The organism is Psychrobacter sp. 1U2 (assembly GCF_051847575.1).
In genome coordinates, this window is the sequence record NZ_JBPYDC010000007.1 from 23,444 (window position 1) to 39,592 (window position 16,149).

Annotated in this window: 12 protein-coding genes; 7 read left to right on the forward strand and 5 right to left on the reverse strand. The window is 43.4% G+C overall.

Annotation, left to right across the window (positions count from 1 at the left end; all coding sequences use genetic code 11):
* Window positions 1–27: 27 nt before the first annotated feature.
* From ACS8FD_RS05145 to ACS8FD_RS05160, 4 genes are all read left to right on the forward strand, one after another.
* Window positions 28–1,275, forward strand: a complete 1,248-nt coding sequence (locus ACS8FD_RS05145) for an acyl-CoA dehydrogenase family protein (RefSeq protein ID WP_439274849.1) — start codon at window positions 28–30, stop codon at window positions 1,273–1,275.
* A gap of 186 nt (window positions 1,276–1,461) precedes the next feature.
* The gene (locus ACS8FD_RS05150) at window positions 1,462–2,745 is read left to right on the forward strand and encodes a phosphotransferase family protein (protein ID WP_439274761.1); all 1,284 of its coding nucleotides are present in this window, start codon (window positions 1,462–1,464) and stop codon (window positions 2,743–2,745) included.
* An 80-nt stretch (window positions 2,746–2,825) separates the two neighbouring features.
* Window positions 2,826–3,605: a histidine phosphatase family protein gene (locus ACS8FD_RS05155; RefSeq protein ID WP_439274762.1), complete on the forward strand. Its 780-nt coding sequence runs from the start codon at window positions 2,826–2,828 to the stop codon at window positions 3,603–3,605.
* Window positions 3,606–3,791: 186 nt separating this feature from the next.
* Window positions 3,792–4,661, forward strand: a complete 870-nt coding sequence (locus ACS8FD_RS05160) for an SDR family oxidoreductase (protein WP_439274763.1) — start codon at window positions 3,792–3,794, stop codon at window positions 4,659–4,661.
* A gap of 98 nt (window positions 4,662–4,759) precedes the next feature.
* On the opposite strand, the gene ACS8FD_RS05165 is transcribed toward ACS8FD_RS05160, so the two are convergent.
* The 4 genes from ACS8FD_RS05165 to ACS8FD_RS05180 all read right to left on the reverse strand — a co-directional run bounded on the left by ACS8FD_RS05165 (window position 4,760) and on the right by ACS8FD_RS05180 (window position 11,657).
* The gene (locus ACS8FD_RS05165; RefSeq protein WP_439274850.1) at window positions 4,760–6,451 is read right to left on the reverse strand and encodes an AMP-binding protein; all 1,692 of its coding nucleotides are present in this window, start codon (window positions 6,449–6,451) and stop codon (window positions 4,760–4,762) included.
* Between the two features lie 214 nt (window positions 6,452–6,665).
* Entirely contained in the window at window positions 6,666–8,363 is a 1,698-nt protein-coding gene (locus tag ACS8FD_RS05170; RefSeq protein WP_439274764.1) for an AMP-binding protein, read from the reverse strand.
* Between the two features lie 638 nt (window positions 8,364–9,001).
* Window positions 9,002–10,699, reverse strand: coding sequence for an AMP-binding protein (locus tag ACS8FD_RS05175; protein WP_439274765.1), 1,698 nt, complete (start codon window positions 10,697–10,699; stop codon window positions 9,002–9,004).
* A 331-nt stretch (window positions 10,700–11,030) separates the two neighbouring features.
* A complete protein-coding gene (locus tag ACS8FD_RS05180; RefSeq protein ID WP_439274766.1) occupies window positions 11,031–11,657 on the reverse strand; it encodes a hotdog domain-containing protein in 627 nt (208 codons plus the stop codon).
* 301 nt (window positions 11,658–11,958) lie between these two features.
* On the opposite strand from ACS8FD_RS05180, the gene xthA reads away from it, so the two are divergent.
* From xthA to ACS8FD_RS05195, 3 genes are all read left to right on the forward strand, one after another.
* Window positions 11,959–12,780, forward strand: a complete 822-nt coding sequence (gene xthA / locus ACS8FD_RS05185) for an exodeoxyribonuclease III (RefSeq protein ID WP_439274767.1) — start codon at window positions 11,959–11,961, stop codon at window positions 12,778–12,780.
* A 66-nt stretch (window positions 12,781–12,846) separates the two neighbouring features.
* Complete coding sequence (gene argJ / locus ACS8FD_RS05190; RefSeq protein ID WP_439274768.1) at window positions 12,847–14,082, forward strand: bifunctional glutamate N-acetyltransferase/amino-acid acetyltransferase ArgJ; 1,236 nt, start codon at window positions 12,847–12,849, stop codon at window positions 14,080–14,082.
* Window positions 14,083–14,379: 297 nt separating this feature from the next.
* Window positions 14,380–14,778 carry a DUF4377 domain-containing protein gene (locus ACS8FD_RS05195; protein WP_439274769.1) on the forward strand — a complete coding sequence of 133 codons (399 nt, stop codon included), beginning with the start codon at window positions 14,380–14,382 and terminating at the stop codon, window positions 14,776–14,778.
* 111 nt (window positions 14,779–14,889) lie between these two features.
* Here the strand turns inward: ACS8FD_RS05195 and ACS8FD_RS05200 are convergent.
* Window positions 14,890–16,109 (reverse strand): IS3 family transposase gene (locus ACS8FD_RS05200; protein WP_439274770.1). Its coding sequence is split into 2 segments (ribosomal slippage): window positions 14,890–15,770 and window positions 15,770–16,109, totalling 1,221 coding nucleotides; the frame shifts between segments, so codons are not numbered across the junction.
* Window positions 16,110–16,149 lie beyond the last annotated feature (40 nt).

The following is a 16,149-nucleotide window of genomic DNA, read 5'->3' on the forward strand; positions in this document are numbered from 1 at the left end:
AAATCAGTTATGTCCAATGATACATTGATGTTTACCGCTACCGAACACGGTCAAGACATGCATGCCAAGGTCAAAGATTTTATAGCCACTCAGATTGAGCCGATCGAAGATGAGTTTTGGCAAGAATGCCACAAGATGAACCCAGATGGTAACTGGCAGAGTTGGCAGTGGCCAGCTGCGTACGATGACTTACGTAAACAAGCACGCGAGGCTGGTCTTTGGAACTTATTTCTTCCGGATGACGAGCTTGGTGCAGGCTTATCGGTGACGGATTATGCCCCAATTGCAGAGCTCACAGGACGTAGTTTATTGGCTCCGCATATCTTTAACTGTAATGCTCCTGATAGTGGCAATATGGAGCTATTATGGCGCTACGGTTCTGAGTCGCAGCAAGATAAATGGCTGACGCCTTTGCTTGAGGGTAAGACGCGCTCGGTGTTTTGTATGACTGAGCCTGATGTCGCCTCTAGTGATGCGACTAATATGGAAGCGACCGCTGTCGTCGATGGCGACGAGATTGTTATTAATGGTAGTAAATGGTGGTCATCAGGTCTCGGTGATCCAGCCGTTGATATCTTGATTGTCATGGCTTATACCCCTGATGAGAGTAAAGATCGTCATCAGCAGCATTCTATGGTTTTGGTTCCTGCTAACGCAAAAGGAGTCAAAATCGAGCGCATGCTCAAAGTATTCGGCGATTATGATGCGCCGCATGGTCATGGTGAAGTCAGCTTCAATGATGTGCGCGTACCGGTTGCTAATTTTATCGGTGGACCGGGTATGGGCTTTGAGATTGCGCAAGGCCGCTTAGGGCCGGGTCGTATTCACCACTGTATGCGCTGTATTGGTGCAGCCGAGAAGTCATTAGAGCTTGCTGTACAGCGCGGTATGAGCCGTAACGCTTTTGGCAAACCGATCTTACAATTAGGTGGTAATCTAGAGCGGGTAGCTGAATCGCGTATTAAGATCGATCAAGCGCGTCTACTGACGTTATATGCCGCGCAAAAAATGGACAGCCAAGGCACCAAAGCGGCATTGACTGAAATCTCAGCGATCAAAGTCGTGGCGCCTACCGTACTACAAGAAGTCGCCGATATGGCCATTCAGATCCATGGCGGTATGGGTGTTTGCCAAGATACTATGTTGCCAGGATTTTACGCTCAAGCTCGAGTATTACGCTTAGCAGATGGTCCGGATGAAGTTCATAAAACGATGATTGCAAAATTAGAACTAAAGCGTCAAGGCTTTCGCCGTCCTTCGAAATCGTCTAAATAAGAAGCCTTCTAAATAATAGGGTCTAAACGCTAATGGGTCATTTAGACCATAGCATTGACCCTAATGACCCTTACTTCAGCGAATATTATCCCTTAACATTCACTATCAAGCTTTTGGTAGTGAATTTTTAACTAAGGTCTGTTGAATATTTAATAATAGCAGCACATAAACAATAAGGAACGTTGTATGGTAACTGATACGCAGAATACTGAAGACAATGCTAAGAACAGCCACGAGCAGCCAGAGCTGAATGCGGCATTAGACAAAGGCGGTGCAGTGCGAGAAGGTGAAGAGCTTGATGCACCCGCTGTTAGCAACTGGCTACGAGATCAAGGCGTTGATATTCAAGGCAAGCCTACCGTTACCCAATTTTCAGGGGGCGCATCTAACTGGACTTATCGCTTAGAGTACGACAATCAAGATTTAATTTTACGCCGCCCGCCTAAAGGTACCAAGGCCAAATCTGCTCACGATATGGTACGCGAATATACGGTACAAAAAGCGCTAGAAGAAGCTTATCCATATGTTCCAAAGATGATTGCGCTGTGTACTGATGAAGATATTATCGGAGCGGATTTTTATGTCATGGAGCGCATGGAAGGTATCATTCCTCGTGCCAATTTGCCTAAAGAGATAGATTTTGATCCAAAGCAGACGCGTGAGCTCTGTACTAATGTGATAGATGCTTTGATCGAGCTGCATCAAGTGGACTATACCGAGCATGCTGATCTGGTTAATTTAGGCCGCGGCGATGGCTACTGCGAGCGCCAAGTAACGGGCTGGGATAAGCGCTATGTGAAAGCAAAAACACCAAACGTACCAAGCTTTGGTATCGTGCGTCAATGGCTGAACAAGCACACGCCAGAAGATAGCAAGACCTGTATTATTCATAATGATTGGCGTTTTGACAATGTGATTTTGGCTGCTGATAATCCAACCGAGGTCATCGGCGTGCTGGATTGGGAAATGGCGACTCTTGGTGATCCTTTGATGGACTTAGGTAGCGCTTTGGCTTATTGGATCGAGGAAGATGACAACATCATCATGCAGCAGTCGCGTCGTCAGCCGACCCATCTAAAAGGGATGATGACTCGTAATGAAGTCGTTGAATACTACTTAGAGAAAACCGGTCTTGAGATTGATAACTGGACTTTTTATGAAGTGTTTGGACTATTTCGCTTAGCCGGTATCATTCAGCAAATCTATTATCGCTACTATAATAAACAAACCAAAAACCCAGCTTTTAAGAACTTTTGGCTCATCGTGCATGTATTAAATGCTAAATGTCTAAAGCTTATCGCTCAGTATGAAGGCGAGGCGCTATTTTTGACGCATGTGCAGCCGCGCTTAGAAGAAAGAGGCGTAGATAAAGCCGCGATAGAGCAATTGCCAGAGCCTGTACAAAAGCTTGTCAAAGGCATCTTACCTAAAGGTTATTTTGAATCGACTTCAAAATCAGTTGATGAGTGATGATGACAAAACGTCTTTCACTAATACAGTCTTTGATGAATGACATACGCAAAATAAGATAACAATTAGGCAATATTACTATGATTACCATACTTTTGGCTCGTCATGGCCAAGCTTCTTTTGGCAAAAAAAACTACGATGAATTATCAGACTTAGGGGTCAAGCAAGCGCAAATGCTTGGCTCCTATTATGCTCATACTCAGCGCCGTATCGATGCAGTCTTCAGTGGTCATTTAGTGCGTCAGCAGGACTCTGCCCGCCACTTTATAGACAGTTATCAAGCGGCTTTGGCTGAGCATAATCCCTCTGATACGCTTATTAATGCGCCCGCTGCCTTTTCTGATGATAGCTTGATTGCTGAGTTCAACGAGTTTAATCATCAAGATGTGTTGACCAAGTCTCACCCGGCCTTTGCTAGCCAAGCGGCTATAGCTATGGAGATCGCAAAAGCTGACGTGCCTAAGCTACGTTTGGCTGAGCTGTTTGATCAAGCGATGCAGCGCTGGCATGGCGGCGATTATGATAGCGACTATATTGAAAGCTGGACACAGTTTAATGAGCGTACACAGCAAGCATTCGCTCAGATACGCGACAAAGCGACCTCATTAAATGCTATAAATAAGGGTTCTGGTAGCAGCTCAGATACGACGGTGCTAGTGTTTACCTCAGGCGGGGTAATAGCCGCGATTACTGCGCAGTTATTTAAGCAAGATAGTCAGATGGCCTATCAGCTTAATAAGAGACTGATCAATACCGGGGTGACTGCTATTACTTTACGAAGACAAACGGCACGGTTATTATCATTAAATGAATACAGCCATTTGTTTTCTGAGGGCGAACGTTTCGTCACTTGGCGCTAGGATTTAGAGTATAGGAAAGGGTGATTAATAGCGACAAGGATACCTCAAAACCTAATAGCTAACATCTAGCACTTAAATATAGTATCTAAAATATGACTGCTATATTATGATATCTTTATATCTTATTATTTGAAGCCCTAAAGTGGTGTAAACGTACACGTACGGTATTGATGAGAAGAGAATGCTATGCAAAATAAAATAATGAGCTTAGTGACAAAAGCGACCGAACAAGGTAGAGCGCAAGCGCTTAGTGCGATACAACCCGCGCGCTATCTAAACGGTCTTACCAAATCTCAAGTAGGACAAGGCAAAACCGTGCTTGTCACTGGCGCAAGTTCAGGTCTTGGTGAAGTCATGGCGCGGCTGTTTGCCAAACTTGGCTATAGTCTAGCGATTTGTGCGCGGCGCGGTGAGCGTTTAGAGCAGCTCAAAGCCGAACTTATGGACAGCTACCCTAATATTCGGGTGGAATACAAGATTTTAGATGTCAGCGACTATGAATCAATATTCAAAGTATTTGATGAGTTTGCCGCAGATTTTGGTCATTTAGATCGTATTGTCGTCAATGCTGGCGTCGGAGACAGTCGCCGTATCGGTAAAGGGCGGTTTGAGATCAACCGGCGTACCGCTGAGATCAACTTCATCTCAGCACTTGCGCAGTGTGAGGCGGCCATGAAAATATTTCGAAAGCAAAACGCAGGCCATTTAGTAGTAATCTCGAGCATGTCAGCGATGCGCGGCCTGCCAGGACATATGACGACCTATGGCGCAGCAAAAGCCGGTATTGCGCATCTTGCCGAAGGGATTCGTGCGGATATGATGCTCACTAAATTACCGATTAACGTCACTACTATTTTCCCAGGTTATATTCGCACTGAGATTAATAAGGACGCTAAGCCATTACCGTTTGAGGTGGATGCTGATACGGGAACGAAAGCTATCGTAGCGGCCATAGAGTCTGGCGTCGAGGAAGCTTGCGTACCAAGCTTACCTTGGTCAATCGTTGGTCAAGCGATGAAGCATCTGCCTTTGCAGTTTGTTAGCAAGATCAGCTAATAGCTATTTTTTAATTATCTAAGTAGTTTTATAATAAGCAAGCCCTCTAAGCTAAGAGGGCTTTTTGATGACTGACTATCAATAGTACTGATTCTCGATTATGCATAATCGGCTAGGTGTTTTTCTCGCAGCTTTTGGCGCAAAACTTTACCGACATTACTTTTCGGTAGATCATCAACGAACTCAATCTGACTAGGGCATTTGTAGCGAGTGAGGTTCTTGTGAGCGAAGTCTTTAACCATGGTTTCGGTGACTTTATCATTGTCAGGTATGATGTATATTTTTACCGATTCACCTTGGCTTTCATCAGCAACGCCAATGACAGCGCAGTCTGAAATACCTTCACAATCGAGCATGACGGATTCGATCTCATTAGGAAAGACATTAAACCCTGAGACGAGTATCATATCTTTTTTGCGATCGAGTAGGGTGAAGTAGCCTTGCTCATCCATCTTGCCGATGTCACCGGTGCGAAAGTAACCGTCTTTGGTGAACTCATTACTGTTATCTTTATTCAGGTAGCCGGGCGTCACATTAGGGCCTTTCATACAGATCTCACCTGCTTCATTCACCGCGGCTTGCGTGCCATCCTCATTAATAACGATCATATCGATGCTAGGTAAAGGAATACCAATAGAGCCAGTAAACTCAGTATTAGTCAGTACATTGCAGCTACCAACCGCCACGCATTCAGTCATTCCCCAACCTTCGATCATCGGACATTCTGTCACGCTCAACCAGCGTGAAGCTGTTTGTTCAGTGGCAGCCATACCGCCAGCTTGCGACATGTGGAGCGAGCTAAAATCAAGCTTGCTAAAATCAGGGTGATCAAGCAGACCTTTAAATAAGGTGTTAACAGCCGGCAGCACATGAAAAGGCTGCTTTGAGAGCGTTTTGATAAAGCCTGGAATATCGCGCGGATTGGGAATCAGAATAAAGGCGTTACCAGAGCGTACGCCTACCAAGCTTAGCATAAAAGCAAAAATATGATAGAGCGGTAGGGCCAAGACCATATTAATTTGTTCGTCACCAATCTTTGAGACGATAGGTTCCGACCAAGCTTCAGATTGTAGGGCTGCGGCGACAATATTGCGCTGCGTCAAGATAGCGCCTTTAGACAGCCCAGTGGTCCCGCCAGTATATTGAAGGAACGCCGTTTGATCTAGAGTGGCATCAACCTTCTTCAAAGTTAGTTTTTTGCCTTTTTTGAGCACATCAGGCAAGAAAGTTACTTTATGCTTAGTACTATTAAGGTTATAGTCAGGAATCAGTTTTTTGACATGTTGCAGCAGTGTATTGACGACGATACCTTTTAGACCCATCATATCGCCTACTTTGGAAATCACAATCGTTTCAACTTCGGTATCATCAACGACTTCTTCGAGCGCTTTTGCAAAATTGTCCACCAAAAATATCGCCTTAGCACTAGAGTCATTGAGCTGATGACGCAGCTCACGGCCAGTATAGAGTGGGTTGACCGGCGTACAAACATACCCTGCTCGCAAGATACCAAGCATAGTCGGTAGATATTGCGGCACGTTTGGCATCATCAAAGCCACCACGCTACCTGGCGCTAGGCCTTGCGATTGTAGCCAAGCAGCGATCGCTTTTGAGGCTTGATTGATATCATCATAGCTGTGTTTGACACCCATACAAATGCTAAAGGGCTGGCTGGCAAAGTTATCGAAACTCTCTTCATAGAGCTCTATTAAGCTTGAGTATTGGTCGGGGTCAATGGTCTTGGGAACACCGGCTGGATATTGAGCGAGCCAAGGTTGATTCATCATTATTACTATCCTTAGTGAGTGATAAATGGGGTGAAAGGTATTGCTCGATTGAAAGGAGATATTTATCTTACGTTAACGCTCTTAGAAGATAAATCCTTATATCTTATGAGAAGTGAACATGATGATAAAATTCTATACTATTTTTCGGATTTTACAAAGTAAGAAGCCCTTTATATTAATAAAGGGCTTTTGAGAGTACGAATAAATGTCAGGTTGTTTATAGAGCCAGATTATCCAATAAGTGCTGTTCGCGAAGTTTTTGACGTAGCACTTTACCGACGTTGGATTTGGGTAGTTCAGGTACAAACTCAATATAACGCGGGCACTTATAGCCAGTCAGATTATCCAAAGCAAATTCTTTAACGTCGCTTTTGTTGACATTATTGTTTGCAGGAACCACGTAGATTTTGACCGCTTCGCCTTGACGCTCATCAGGGATACCGATGACAGCACAATCGATAATACCTTCACAGTCAAGCATCACAGACTCAATCTCATTTGGGAACACATTGAATCCTGAGACTAAGATCATATCTTTTTTACGATCGAGTAGGGTGAAGTAACCCTTTTCATCCATACTAACAATATCACCAGTACGGAAGTAGCCATCCTCAGTGAAGTCGCCACTGCTATCGGTGCTCAGATAGCCTGCAGTGACATTGGGGCCTTTAAAGCACATCTCGCCTGCTTGATGGACGCCTAGACGCTGACCATTTTCATCTATAACGATGACATCGACGCTCGGAACAGGGATACCGATAGTACCGTTGAACTCGCGATTGGTAATGACGTTAGCGGTACCAGCGGCCACGCCTTCGGTCATACCCCAACCTTCAACCATCGGACAGCCTGTGACTTCAAGCCAGCGCGCTGCTGTCTGTTCTGTCGCTGCCATACCGCCAGCTTGGGTGATACGTAGTGAGCTAAAGTCTAAATTTTTGAAGTTTGGCTGGTCTAATAAGCCTTTAAACAAAGTGTTGACCGCTGGGAAGATATGGAATGGCTGCTTCGATAAGGTCTTCACAAATCCGGGCATATCGCGAGGATTAGGCACTAGTATAAAGGTGTAGCCTGAACGCATCCCTAATAAGCTCAGCATAAAAGCAAAGATATGATACAAAGGTAGCGCCATGACCATATTGATATAGACCTCATTGATTTCAGAGGTTACTGGCAGATACCAGGCCTCTGACTGAAGCGCGGCTGCTACTACGTTACGCTGGGATAGCACAGCGCCTTTGGATAAACCAGTAGTACCGCCAGTGTACTGCAAGATAGCTTTTTGCTCTAAGCTCATGCTTGGTTTATTAAAAGGCAGCTCTTTGCCTCTCTTGATGACGTCAGGAAACTTAGTTACTTCATGCTTAGGATCATTGAGCTTATATTTAGGCACTAGGCGTTTGACTTGGCGGATGATGGTATTGACCAACATTCCTTTTAGTCCCATCATGTCGCCCATTTTCGAGAGCACAATACGCTTGATAGCGGTCTCATCTACCACTTGCTCAAGCGCTTGGGCGAAGTTATCAACGACAAAGATGATCTTGGCCCCTGAGTCATTTAATTGATGACGCAGCTCACGACCGGTATAGAGCGGGTTGATAGGCGTGCAGATATAACCGGCGCGCAGGATACCTATCATCGTGGGTAGGTATTGCGGTACGTTCGGCATCATAATCGCTATAATACTTCCCTTAGGTATGCCTTGCGCTTGTAGCCATGCGGCGATAGCTAATGAGGTTTTATCGATATCATCATAAGTATGAGTGACGCCCATACAGACACTCATAGGATGCATACGAAAACGATCAAAACACTCTTCATATAGATCGACTATATTGCCGTATTTATCAGGATTAACTGTCTTAGGTACATTAGTCGGGTATTGGTCGAGCCAAGGTTTATTCACTGTCATATCTAGCATCCTTAAATTTGAGATAAGTTAAGGTTCTATAGGCAAGTAGTCACATCCCTGTCAACATGATAAATAGCTATGGCAACGCTGATGATTATTGCCAAAGCTAAGTCATGCCGAGTGCTATCCTATCTATTAACTGACTGCTAACATATGGTGGCCTTTGTACAAACCGTTCATTATAGTTCTTCTGTAAATATGAGCCTAAATGAACGACTTTTCAGCGCTATCGATACAGCACTGTTACTGCTTAAAGTATTGTCGCTATAAAATTATACTGAATTAACTACTATTCAAAATTATTGTTGTCTAGAATTTTAGAGCACAATAACCTTAATATTTTGCTAAACAGTAACATAGTGAAATAATTTGGAAACACACTACCACAAACTTAGCTTTTTGCGATAACAACATACAAAGACTTCAGAGTATGAATATAAAGTTGATAAATATTTTATTATGTGATGTATGACAAGTGGACGTTAATAATAGATAAGCGGTTATATTTCCTCCTTATCTTGTTACAGCGCTTGCATCAAGGTAGTATTATACAAGCAGTTAATTATAAAAAAAGCCCTTTATCTAAGTAAAGGGCCTCTATATATGATGATTCGCTTATTACTACTTTAGAAAGTGTTTTAAAGGACAGGATGATCTTCTAAGTGTTTTTCGCGCAGTTTTTGTCTGAGCACTTTACCGACGTTGGATTTTGGCAATTCATCGACGAACTCGATATAGCGTGGACATTTATAACCTGTCAAATTATCAAGGGCAAAGTCTTTAATCATCTCTTTAGTGATAGTACTATCTTTACGGATAATATATATCTTAATAGACTCCCCTTGATGCTCATCGGGTACCCCAATGACCGCGCAATCGATAATCCCTTCATAATCTAGCATAACCGATTCAAGCTCGTTAGGGAAAACGTTGAAGCCGGAGACTAAAACCATATCTTTTTTGCGATCGAGCAACCTGATGTAGCCCTTTTCATCCATACTGACAATATCACCGGTACGGAAGTAGCCTTCTTCGGTAAAGTCATCAGTGTTATCCCTATTAAGATAACCTGAAGTAACATTTGGGCCTTTGATACACATCTCACCTGCCTCATTGAAACCGACTCGGTTGCCTTCTTCATCGATAACGATAATATCAACGCTCGGAACGGGCACCCCAATAGTGCCGTTAAACTTACGGTCTGTAATGACGTTAGCCGTACCGGCAGCAACGCCTTCAGTCATACCCCAACCCTCAATCATCGGGCAACCTGTCACTTCAAGCCAGCGCGTTGCAGTTTGTTCAGTAGCCGCCATACCGCCGGCTTGAGATATCTTCAATGAGCTAAAATCTAAGTTTTTGAAGTTTGGATTATCCAGTAGACCTTTAAACAAGGTATTAACCGCAGGAAAGATATGGAACGGCTGTTTTGACAAGGTTTTGACAAACCCAGGAATATCACGCGGATTAGGAACGAGAATAAAAGTATACCCTGACCGTACCGCTAGCAAACTAAGCATAAAGGCAAAAATATGATATAGCGGCAAAGCCATAACCATATTGATATAAACATCATTAATCTCGCCTGTGATAGGGCGTGTCCAAGCCTCAGACTGCAGAGCAGCAGCTACGACGTTACGCTGCGATAAAATAGCGCCTTTTGATAGGCCTGTAGTACCACCGGTGTACTGCAAAAATGCTTTTTGATCCAAAGACATTTTTGGCTTTTGAAAAGGCATGTTTTTGCCTCTTTTTAGTACATCTGGGAATTTAGTGAGGGCATGTTTGGGATCGTTGAGCTTATACTTAGGTACTAAACGTTTGACTTGACGGATGATAGTATTGACTAAAATACCCTTAAGACCCATCATATCGCCCATTTTGGAGAGCACAATATGCTTGATAGCCGTCTCATCGACGACTTGTTCTAGCGCTTGTGCGAAGTTGTCGACCAAAAATATAGCTTTTGCACCTGAATCATTGAGCTGATGGCGCAACTCGCGACCGGTGTATAGAGGGTTGACCGGCGTACAGATATAACCGGCACGCAAGATACCTATCATCGTTGGCAGATACTGTGGTACGTTTGGCATCATCAATGCCACTACGCTGCCTCTAGGCAAGCCTTGTGCTTGTAACCAAGCAGCGATAGCCAAGGATGCATCATCTATATCACCATAAGTATGAGTGACACCCATACAAATACTTATAGGATGCTGGCGATAACGGCTAAAGCTTTCTTCATAAAGCTCTATTATATTGGCATAATTATCTGGATAAATCGTCTTAGGTACACCAGCTGGATAACGAGCATGCCAAGGTTTATTCATTGTCATTTTCTGCGTCCTTGAAGTTTAGGGAGTCTTAATTGGGTCATTCCATGAGGGGTTAGACAGTTAACAAGCATAGCAATGGATTACGATAGTAGAGCGATATTTAGGTGACTTTACCGTTCGTTCGCATAATTAACCGTTTTAGATACGTTTTGTGTCACGAATGTTACCACTCATCCGTTTTCTAGTAACTTTAAATAATAGGCAAAAAAGCCTCAAAAGTATAGCAACAATTACCATAAAAATAGCGCTTTGGTACAAAAGTGTTATTAATGGACGAAGGTTTAGGATTTAATGAGTGATTGCTATCACTTTAAGCCGTTATTGATAAGCTTTATGAAGGCTGATTGTGTTGGTTAATAGCTTGTTCGATAGTGTCACGTAAGCTTTTGGGAACACGAACGGGCTTTATAGGAGTCATCTGATTCGTTTGAGCTGCCGATTGACCGGATAAAGGACTGTCTGTTAGGGTAGCCGCTGGCTCTGAGCTTTTGGATGCAGTAGGATTTAGCTGATTTTGGACACAAGCAATGACTATTTTTGTACTGCTTAACAAAGTGTCTGAGCTGGCTTGAAGATTGTTTAAGCCATTTTCTTTTGAGTGCTGAGTAGGGAAGGACTGTTGGCGATGGATGCTTTGATAAAAAATGATGCTAGCCGGTTTTAGCTCGACTTTATCGATACGTACTTCTATGGTTTCGTCTAACAAGATGGCCTTGTGGTATTGTAACTGCGCTTGGCTCACGACAAAGTGCTGAATGTGGCCTTCATCAGTCTGCAAAAAGTAGCCATTAATATTAAGTTTAGTAAACCAATCACGGCGACAGTTTTCAAAAAACACCAAATGATTGGCGTGGTAGACAATACCGCCGGCATCTGTATGGTTGATATAAATAGAGTAGTTAGTAGAAAATAGCGGTTCTGCTTTTATCGTCGGGGCGCTGCTAGATTGTATCGTCATAAATGCACTCAATCACAAATAGTAAGGGAGCCTATTACTAGAAGCTTATAAAGATTCTATATTATCTTACTTATAGTAATGATTGACTCGTTTTAATAGTGATACTTTAGCGTAAGGATTGGCAGCAAGCAACAGATAGCGCACGATAACTCTGTTATGATTAGCGCTCGATCGAGCGCTAAACACAAGACCAGCTGCTAAACTTAGCAAAAACTAATTATTTAATAGTTAGTGACTATAACTAGGACATGCACAATAAAAGACAGGTTTTTGAGCTTAAAATTAATTATAAGGGTAACGTATGGTCCGTTTTGTCAGTTTCAACATCAATGGTATTCGCGCGCGTCAGCATCAGCTCGAGGCGGTACGAGACGTCATCGACCCTGATGTTATGGGGTTACAGGAGACTAAGGTTCATGATGAGCAATTCCCGTTAAAAAACGTCGAATCTCTAGGATATCATGTCGAGTATTTTGGCCAAAAAGCGCATTACGGCGTGGCACTATTATCAAAGATTGCGCCTATTTTTGTGCAAAAAGGCTTCCCGCACGAAGATGATGATGCACAAAAACGCTTTATTCATGCGCGCTATGTCTTTGCAGGTCGCGAGATTGATGTGCTAAATGGCTATTTTCCGCAAGGAGAGAGCCAAGACCACCCAATTAAGTATCCGATGAAAAGAGCTTATTACGCTGATTTGATAGCTTATATTGATGTGTTAATCGCCGAAGGCCGCACGTTGATTATCATGGGTGATATGAATATCGCGCCGGAAGATATCGATGTCGGTATCGGTGAAGCAAATGCTAAGCGCTGGTTAAAAAATAGAAAAACCTCTTTCTTACCAGAGGAGCGCGAGTGGTACGCCGCGCTTATGTCTCGCGATCTGATCGACACGTATCGCTTCCATTATCCTGATAGTGAGGACTTTTATAGCTGGTTTGATTATCGTAGTCGCGGCTTCAATGATGATCCTAAACGCGGCATGCGCATTGATCATATTTTATGTACCCCTGATTTAGTCAATCAGTGCACAGATGCGGGTGTCAGCTATGAGCTGCGAGCAATGGAGAAACCCTCAGATCATGCCCCAATCTGGTCGGCTTTTGATTTAAGCAAGTAGGGGCTGTGTTTTTTACCAGCTCTCGTAAGTGTTTTAACCCTAATTAATCATCATAAAGGAAGCATTATGGCTGTTGGAGATACGGCAGTACCTGACACAATATATCCCATCGATGGCATCACCCTCAGTGCGACGGCCGCTGGTGTGCGTTATAAGGATCGTGATGATCTGGTCCTTATTGAGATTGCTAAAGGCGCGAGCGTCGCGGTTGTCACTACCAAGAACGCTTTTTGCGCCGCTCCCGTCAGAGTGTTGCGTGAGCATTTTGCAAAGGCCAGCCCGCGTTATTTAGTCATCAACACTGGTAATGCCAATGCCGGAACGGGTAGCGATGGTAAGCGCCGCGCTAGCGATATCTGTGCCGCTTTAGCCACTAAGGTGGGGGTAGAGAGCGCTAGCGTATTGCCTTTTTCTACTGGCGTCATCGGCGAGCCGTTAAATAGCGATGCAGTCATTGAGGGTTTAGATAAGGGCTTAGAACAATTAGCGCCTACTAGCTGGCTAGCCGCTGCAAACGGTATTCGCACGACTGACACTTTGCCGAAGCTGGCCAGTCAAAAAGTTGAGATAGCTGAGGATGATAAAAAAAGCACTTATCACATCACTGGTATCTCTAAAGGCTCAGGCATGATCCGGCCAAACATGGCGACAATGCTTGGCTACGTAGCTACCGACGCCAATATTAGTGCTGATCTGTTACAAGAGATGCTAAGCACCATTAATGAGCAGTCTTTTAATCGTATTACCGTAGATGGCGATACTTCTACCAATGATTGCTGCGTGCTCATAGCGACAGGAAAAGCTAGCCCCGATGTCATTGATAGCCCTGAGCATCCTCATTACCAGCCGCTATTTGGCGCCTTAACTGAGGTGTTTGTACGCTTAGCACAGCTGATTGTCCGTGATGGGGAAGGGGCGACTAAGTTTATGACGGTTAAAGTGACTGGCGGTAAGACGACTGAAGAGTGCTGCGATGTCGCTTATGCGGTGGCGCACTCCCCACTGGTGAAGACGGCGTTTTTTGCCAGTGATGCCAATTGGGGTCGTATCTTAGCGGCTGTTGGCTACGCCGGCGTCCCAGACTTAGACACTGAACAGGTCGATGTGTACTTAGATGAAGTCATGATTTGCCAAAACGGCGGCGTAGCACCTGAGTACAAAGAAGCCGATGGTAATCAAGTGATGAGTCGTTCAGAGATTACTATCCATATCGATTTAGCACGCGGTACAGCAAGTGATACTGTTTATACGTGTGATTTATCCTATGATTATGTCAAGATAAATGCCGATTACCGAAGTTAACTTATTTTGTAGTCTGTTGACAAAAGTTGCAAACTTTGACGTTAAGTTACAAAGGAGTCATAGTGCTAAGATGTGTGCGCGCTCTATAATTATTTTGATTTGAAAAAACTATAATCAATATAAGTCATCAAATTAGCGTAGCAGAGGTAATATATTGCTTAGATCATATAATAAGCAACACAAACTTAGCACTTGAGTTTAATTATCCTTAAACCAATTGTTTATATTTGAATAACCATTACCCGTAGCCGTTAATTTAATGACTACCAATAATTTATACCAATTGAGGATTTATTCATGAAAAAATTAGCAATAGCAGCACTAGCAACTACTTTCGCTTTAGCTGGTTGTTCTACTATGGATCTTAACGATGAGCGTACTATGGTTGTTGAAGGCCAAGCGCAAAATGTTAAAGTGGTTAACATTCCTAACCTTAAGCTTGAGATCGCACCTACCAAAGCTGTTTGTGATGTCACTGCAAACACAGGTGAGGTTATCAAATCTGAGTGCTTACAGTTCCGTCAAGCGCATCAGAAAAACTTTACTTCGTTTAATGGCGATATTCAAGGTTTCACTTATGAGCCAGGATACCGCTATATGTTAGACGTACGCCAAGAAGCGGTCGCTGACGAGACTGCTGGTGTTGTTAAGCCAGTATGGTATCTTAATGAAGTTATCTCAAAAACAGCTGAGTAAGCTTAGATAGATGACCTGACCTAATTTTTGAACATTTTATATTGTCCCGTCCTAAAATACATTGATAGTTTTTTGCTAAGCCAGATACCCTATGTATCTGGCTTTTTTACATTAAACAGGACATGAATAACTGTCATGTACCTCAGTCGGTGTTCTCATATTCAAACTTAAATGCGGTCTAATATGATTATAGACATAAACAGATTCATCAATCAGCTGTTTAAGCTCACTCATCGTATTGCACTCATACAACAAGAACTCATTCTTTAAAATACCATTCACCCGCTCAGCCAATGCATTTTGATAACAATCATAACCATCGGTCATAGACGGTGTGATGTTATGTGCTCTAAGCACCTCTTGATATTCTGATGCACAATATTGTAGACCTCTATCAGAGTGATGAATGGCTTTATGAGTATAAGAACGTCTGTGAGCTGCCATCTTGAGCGCTTTTACAACTTCACTTGCTGGCACACTCTCACTTAGGTGATACCCCATAATCTGTCTTGAATACCCATCTGTCACTAAAGATAGGTAGTGCGTTCCTTGTTTAGAGGTGACATAAGTAATATCAGCCACCAAGGTTTGTTCAGGCTTGATAGGTGCTGGTGTCTCTTTGGTTAAGTTTGGATACTTTTTCATCCAGTGCTTACTAAAGGTGGTCTTTGTATAGCTTCGTTTGGGTTGAACCAATAGTCTATGAGCTCTTAGGTAATCAAAGAATCCATCACGGCCAATCTTTATGCCATGAGCTATCAGTTTCGGTTTAAGCAGCCAATATAACTTCCGACCCCCTATACGAGGCATGAGCATTCGATATGCTTGTACCCAGTCTTTGATGACAGCAAAGGTGCTTGCTTTATTCTGTACCCGAGTACGATGTTGATACACCGCTTGCGGGCTCACATTAAGCAATCGACATCCTTGAGCTAAACTTATTTGTTTGTCTTCTTTGAGTTGCCAGAGGATGCCGTAGAAGACTTTTTTCTAGTAGGTGCTCCATAGTCTTTTTCAAAGACGTCGACAACCTTACTTAAAATAAGGTTATGCGCTTTAGCATCCGCCAGTTCTCGCTCTAAGCGTTTGATGGTTTGGGCTGGGGTTTCTTTGGGTGACATAGTCTGGCTCTTAAGGGGATGGGTCCAGTCTAATTTACCATGCTTACGCAGCCATACCAATACGGTACTGCGTCCTTGTATGCCATAAGTTGCTTGTGCTTGTTTATAGGTCATGTCGCCTTTTTCTATACTGTCAACGACGGCGAGTTTAAAGCCTAAGGTGTAATCTTTTTGACTGCGTTTAACCTTTGCTACTGCTAACTTGTCCATGAATAAGCTCCTTTTTCGTAAACTTATTTTAGGACGAGAC

What these genes read in the sequence shown, in the direction of transcription:
- ACS8FD_RS05180 (WP_439274766.1), bottom strand. Translation starts at nt 11,657, where the DNA reads ATGACGATACAATCTAGCAGCGCCCCGACGATAAAAGCAGAACCGCTA.
- ACS8FD_RS05145 (WP_439274849.1), top strand. Translation starts at nt 28, where the DNA reads ATGTTTACCGCTACCGAACACGGTCAAGACATGCATGCCAAGGTCAAA.
- ACS8FD_RS05175 (WP_439274765.1), bottom strand. Translation starts at nt 10,699, where the DNA reads ATGACAATGAATAAACCTTGGCATGCTCGTTATCCAGCTGGTGTACCT.
- ACS8FD_RS05170 (WP_439274764.1), bottom strand. Translation starts at nt 8,363, where the DNA reads ATGACAGTGAATAAACCTTGGCTCGACCAATACCCGACTAATGTACCT.
- ACS8FD_RS05160 (WP_439274763.1), top strand. Translation starts at nt 3,792, where the DNA reads ATGCAAAATAAAATAATGAGCTTAGTGACAAAAGCGACCGAACAAGGT.
- ACS8FD_RS05150 (WP_439274761.1), top strand. Translation starts at nt 1,462, where the DNA reads ATGGTAACTGATACGCAGAATACTGAAGACAATGCTAAGAACAGCCAC.
- xthA (WP_439274767.1), top strand. Translation starts at nt 11,959, where the DNA reads ATGGTCCGTTTTGTCAGTTTCAACATCAATGGTATTCGCGCGCGTCAG.
- ACS8FD_RS05195 (WP_439274769.1), top strand. Translation starts at nt 14,380, where the DNA reads ATGAAAAAATTAGCAATAGCAGCACTAGCAACTACTTTCGCTTTAGCT.
- argJ (WP_439274768.1), top strand. Translation starts at nt 12,847, where the DNA reads ATGGCTGTTGGAGATACGGCAGTACCTGACACAATATATCCCATCGAT.
- ACS8FD_RS05155 (WP_439274762.1), top strand. Translation starts at nt 2,826, where the DNA reads ATGATTACCATACTTTTGGCTCGTCATGGCCAAGCTTCTTTTGGCAAA.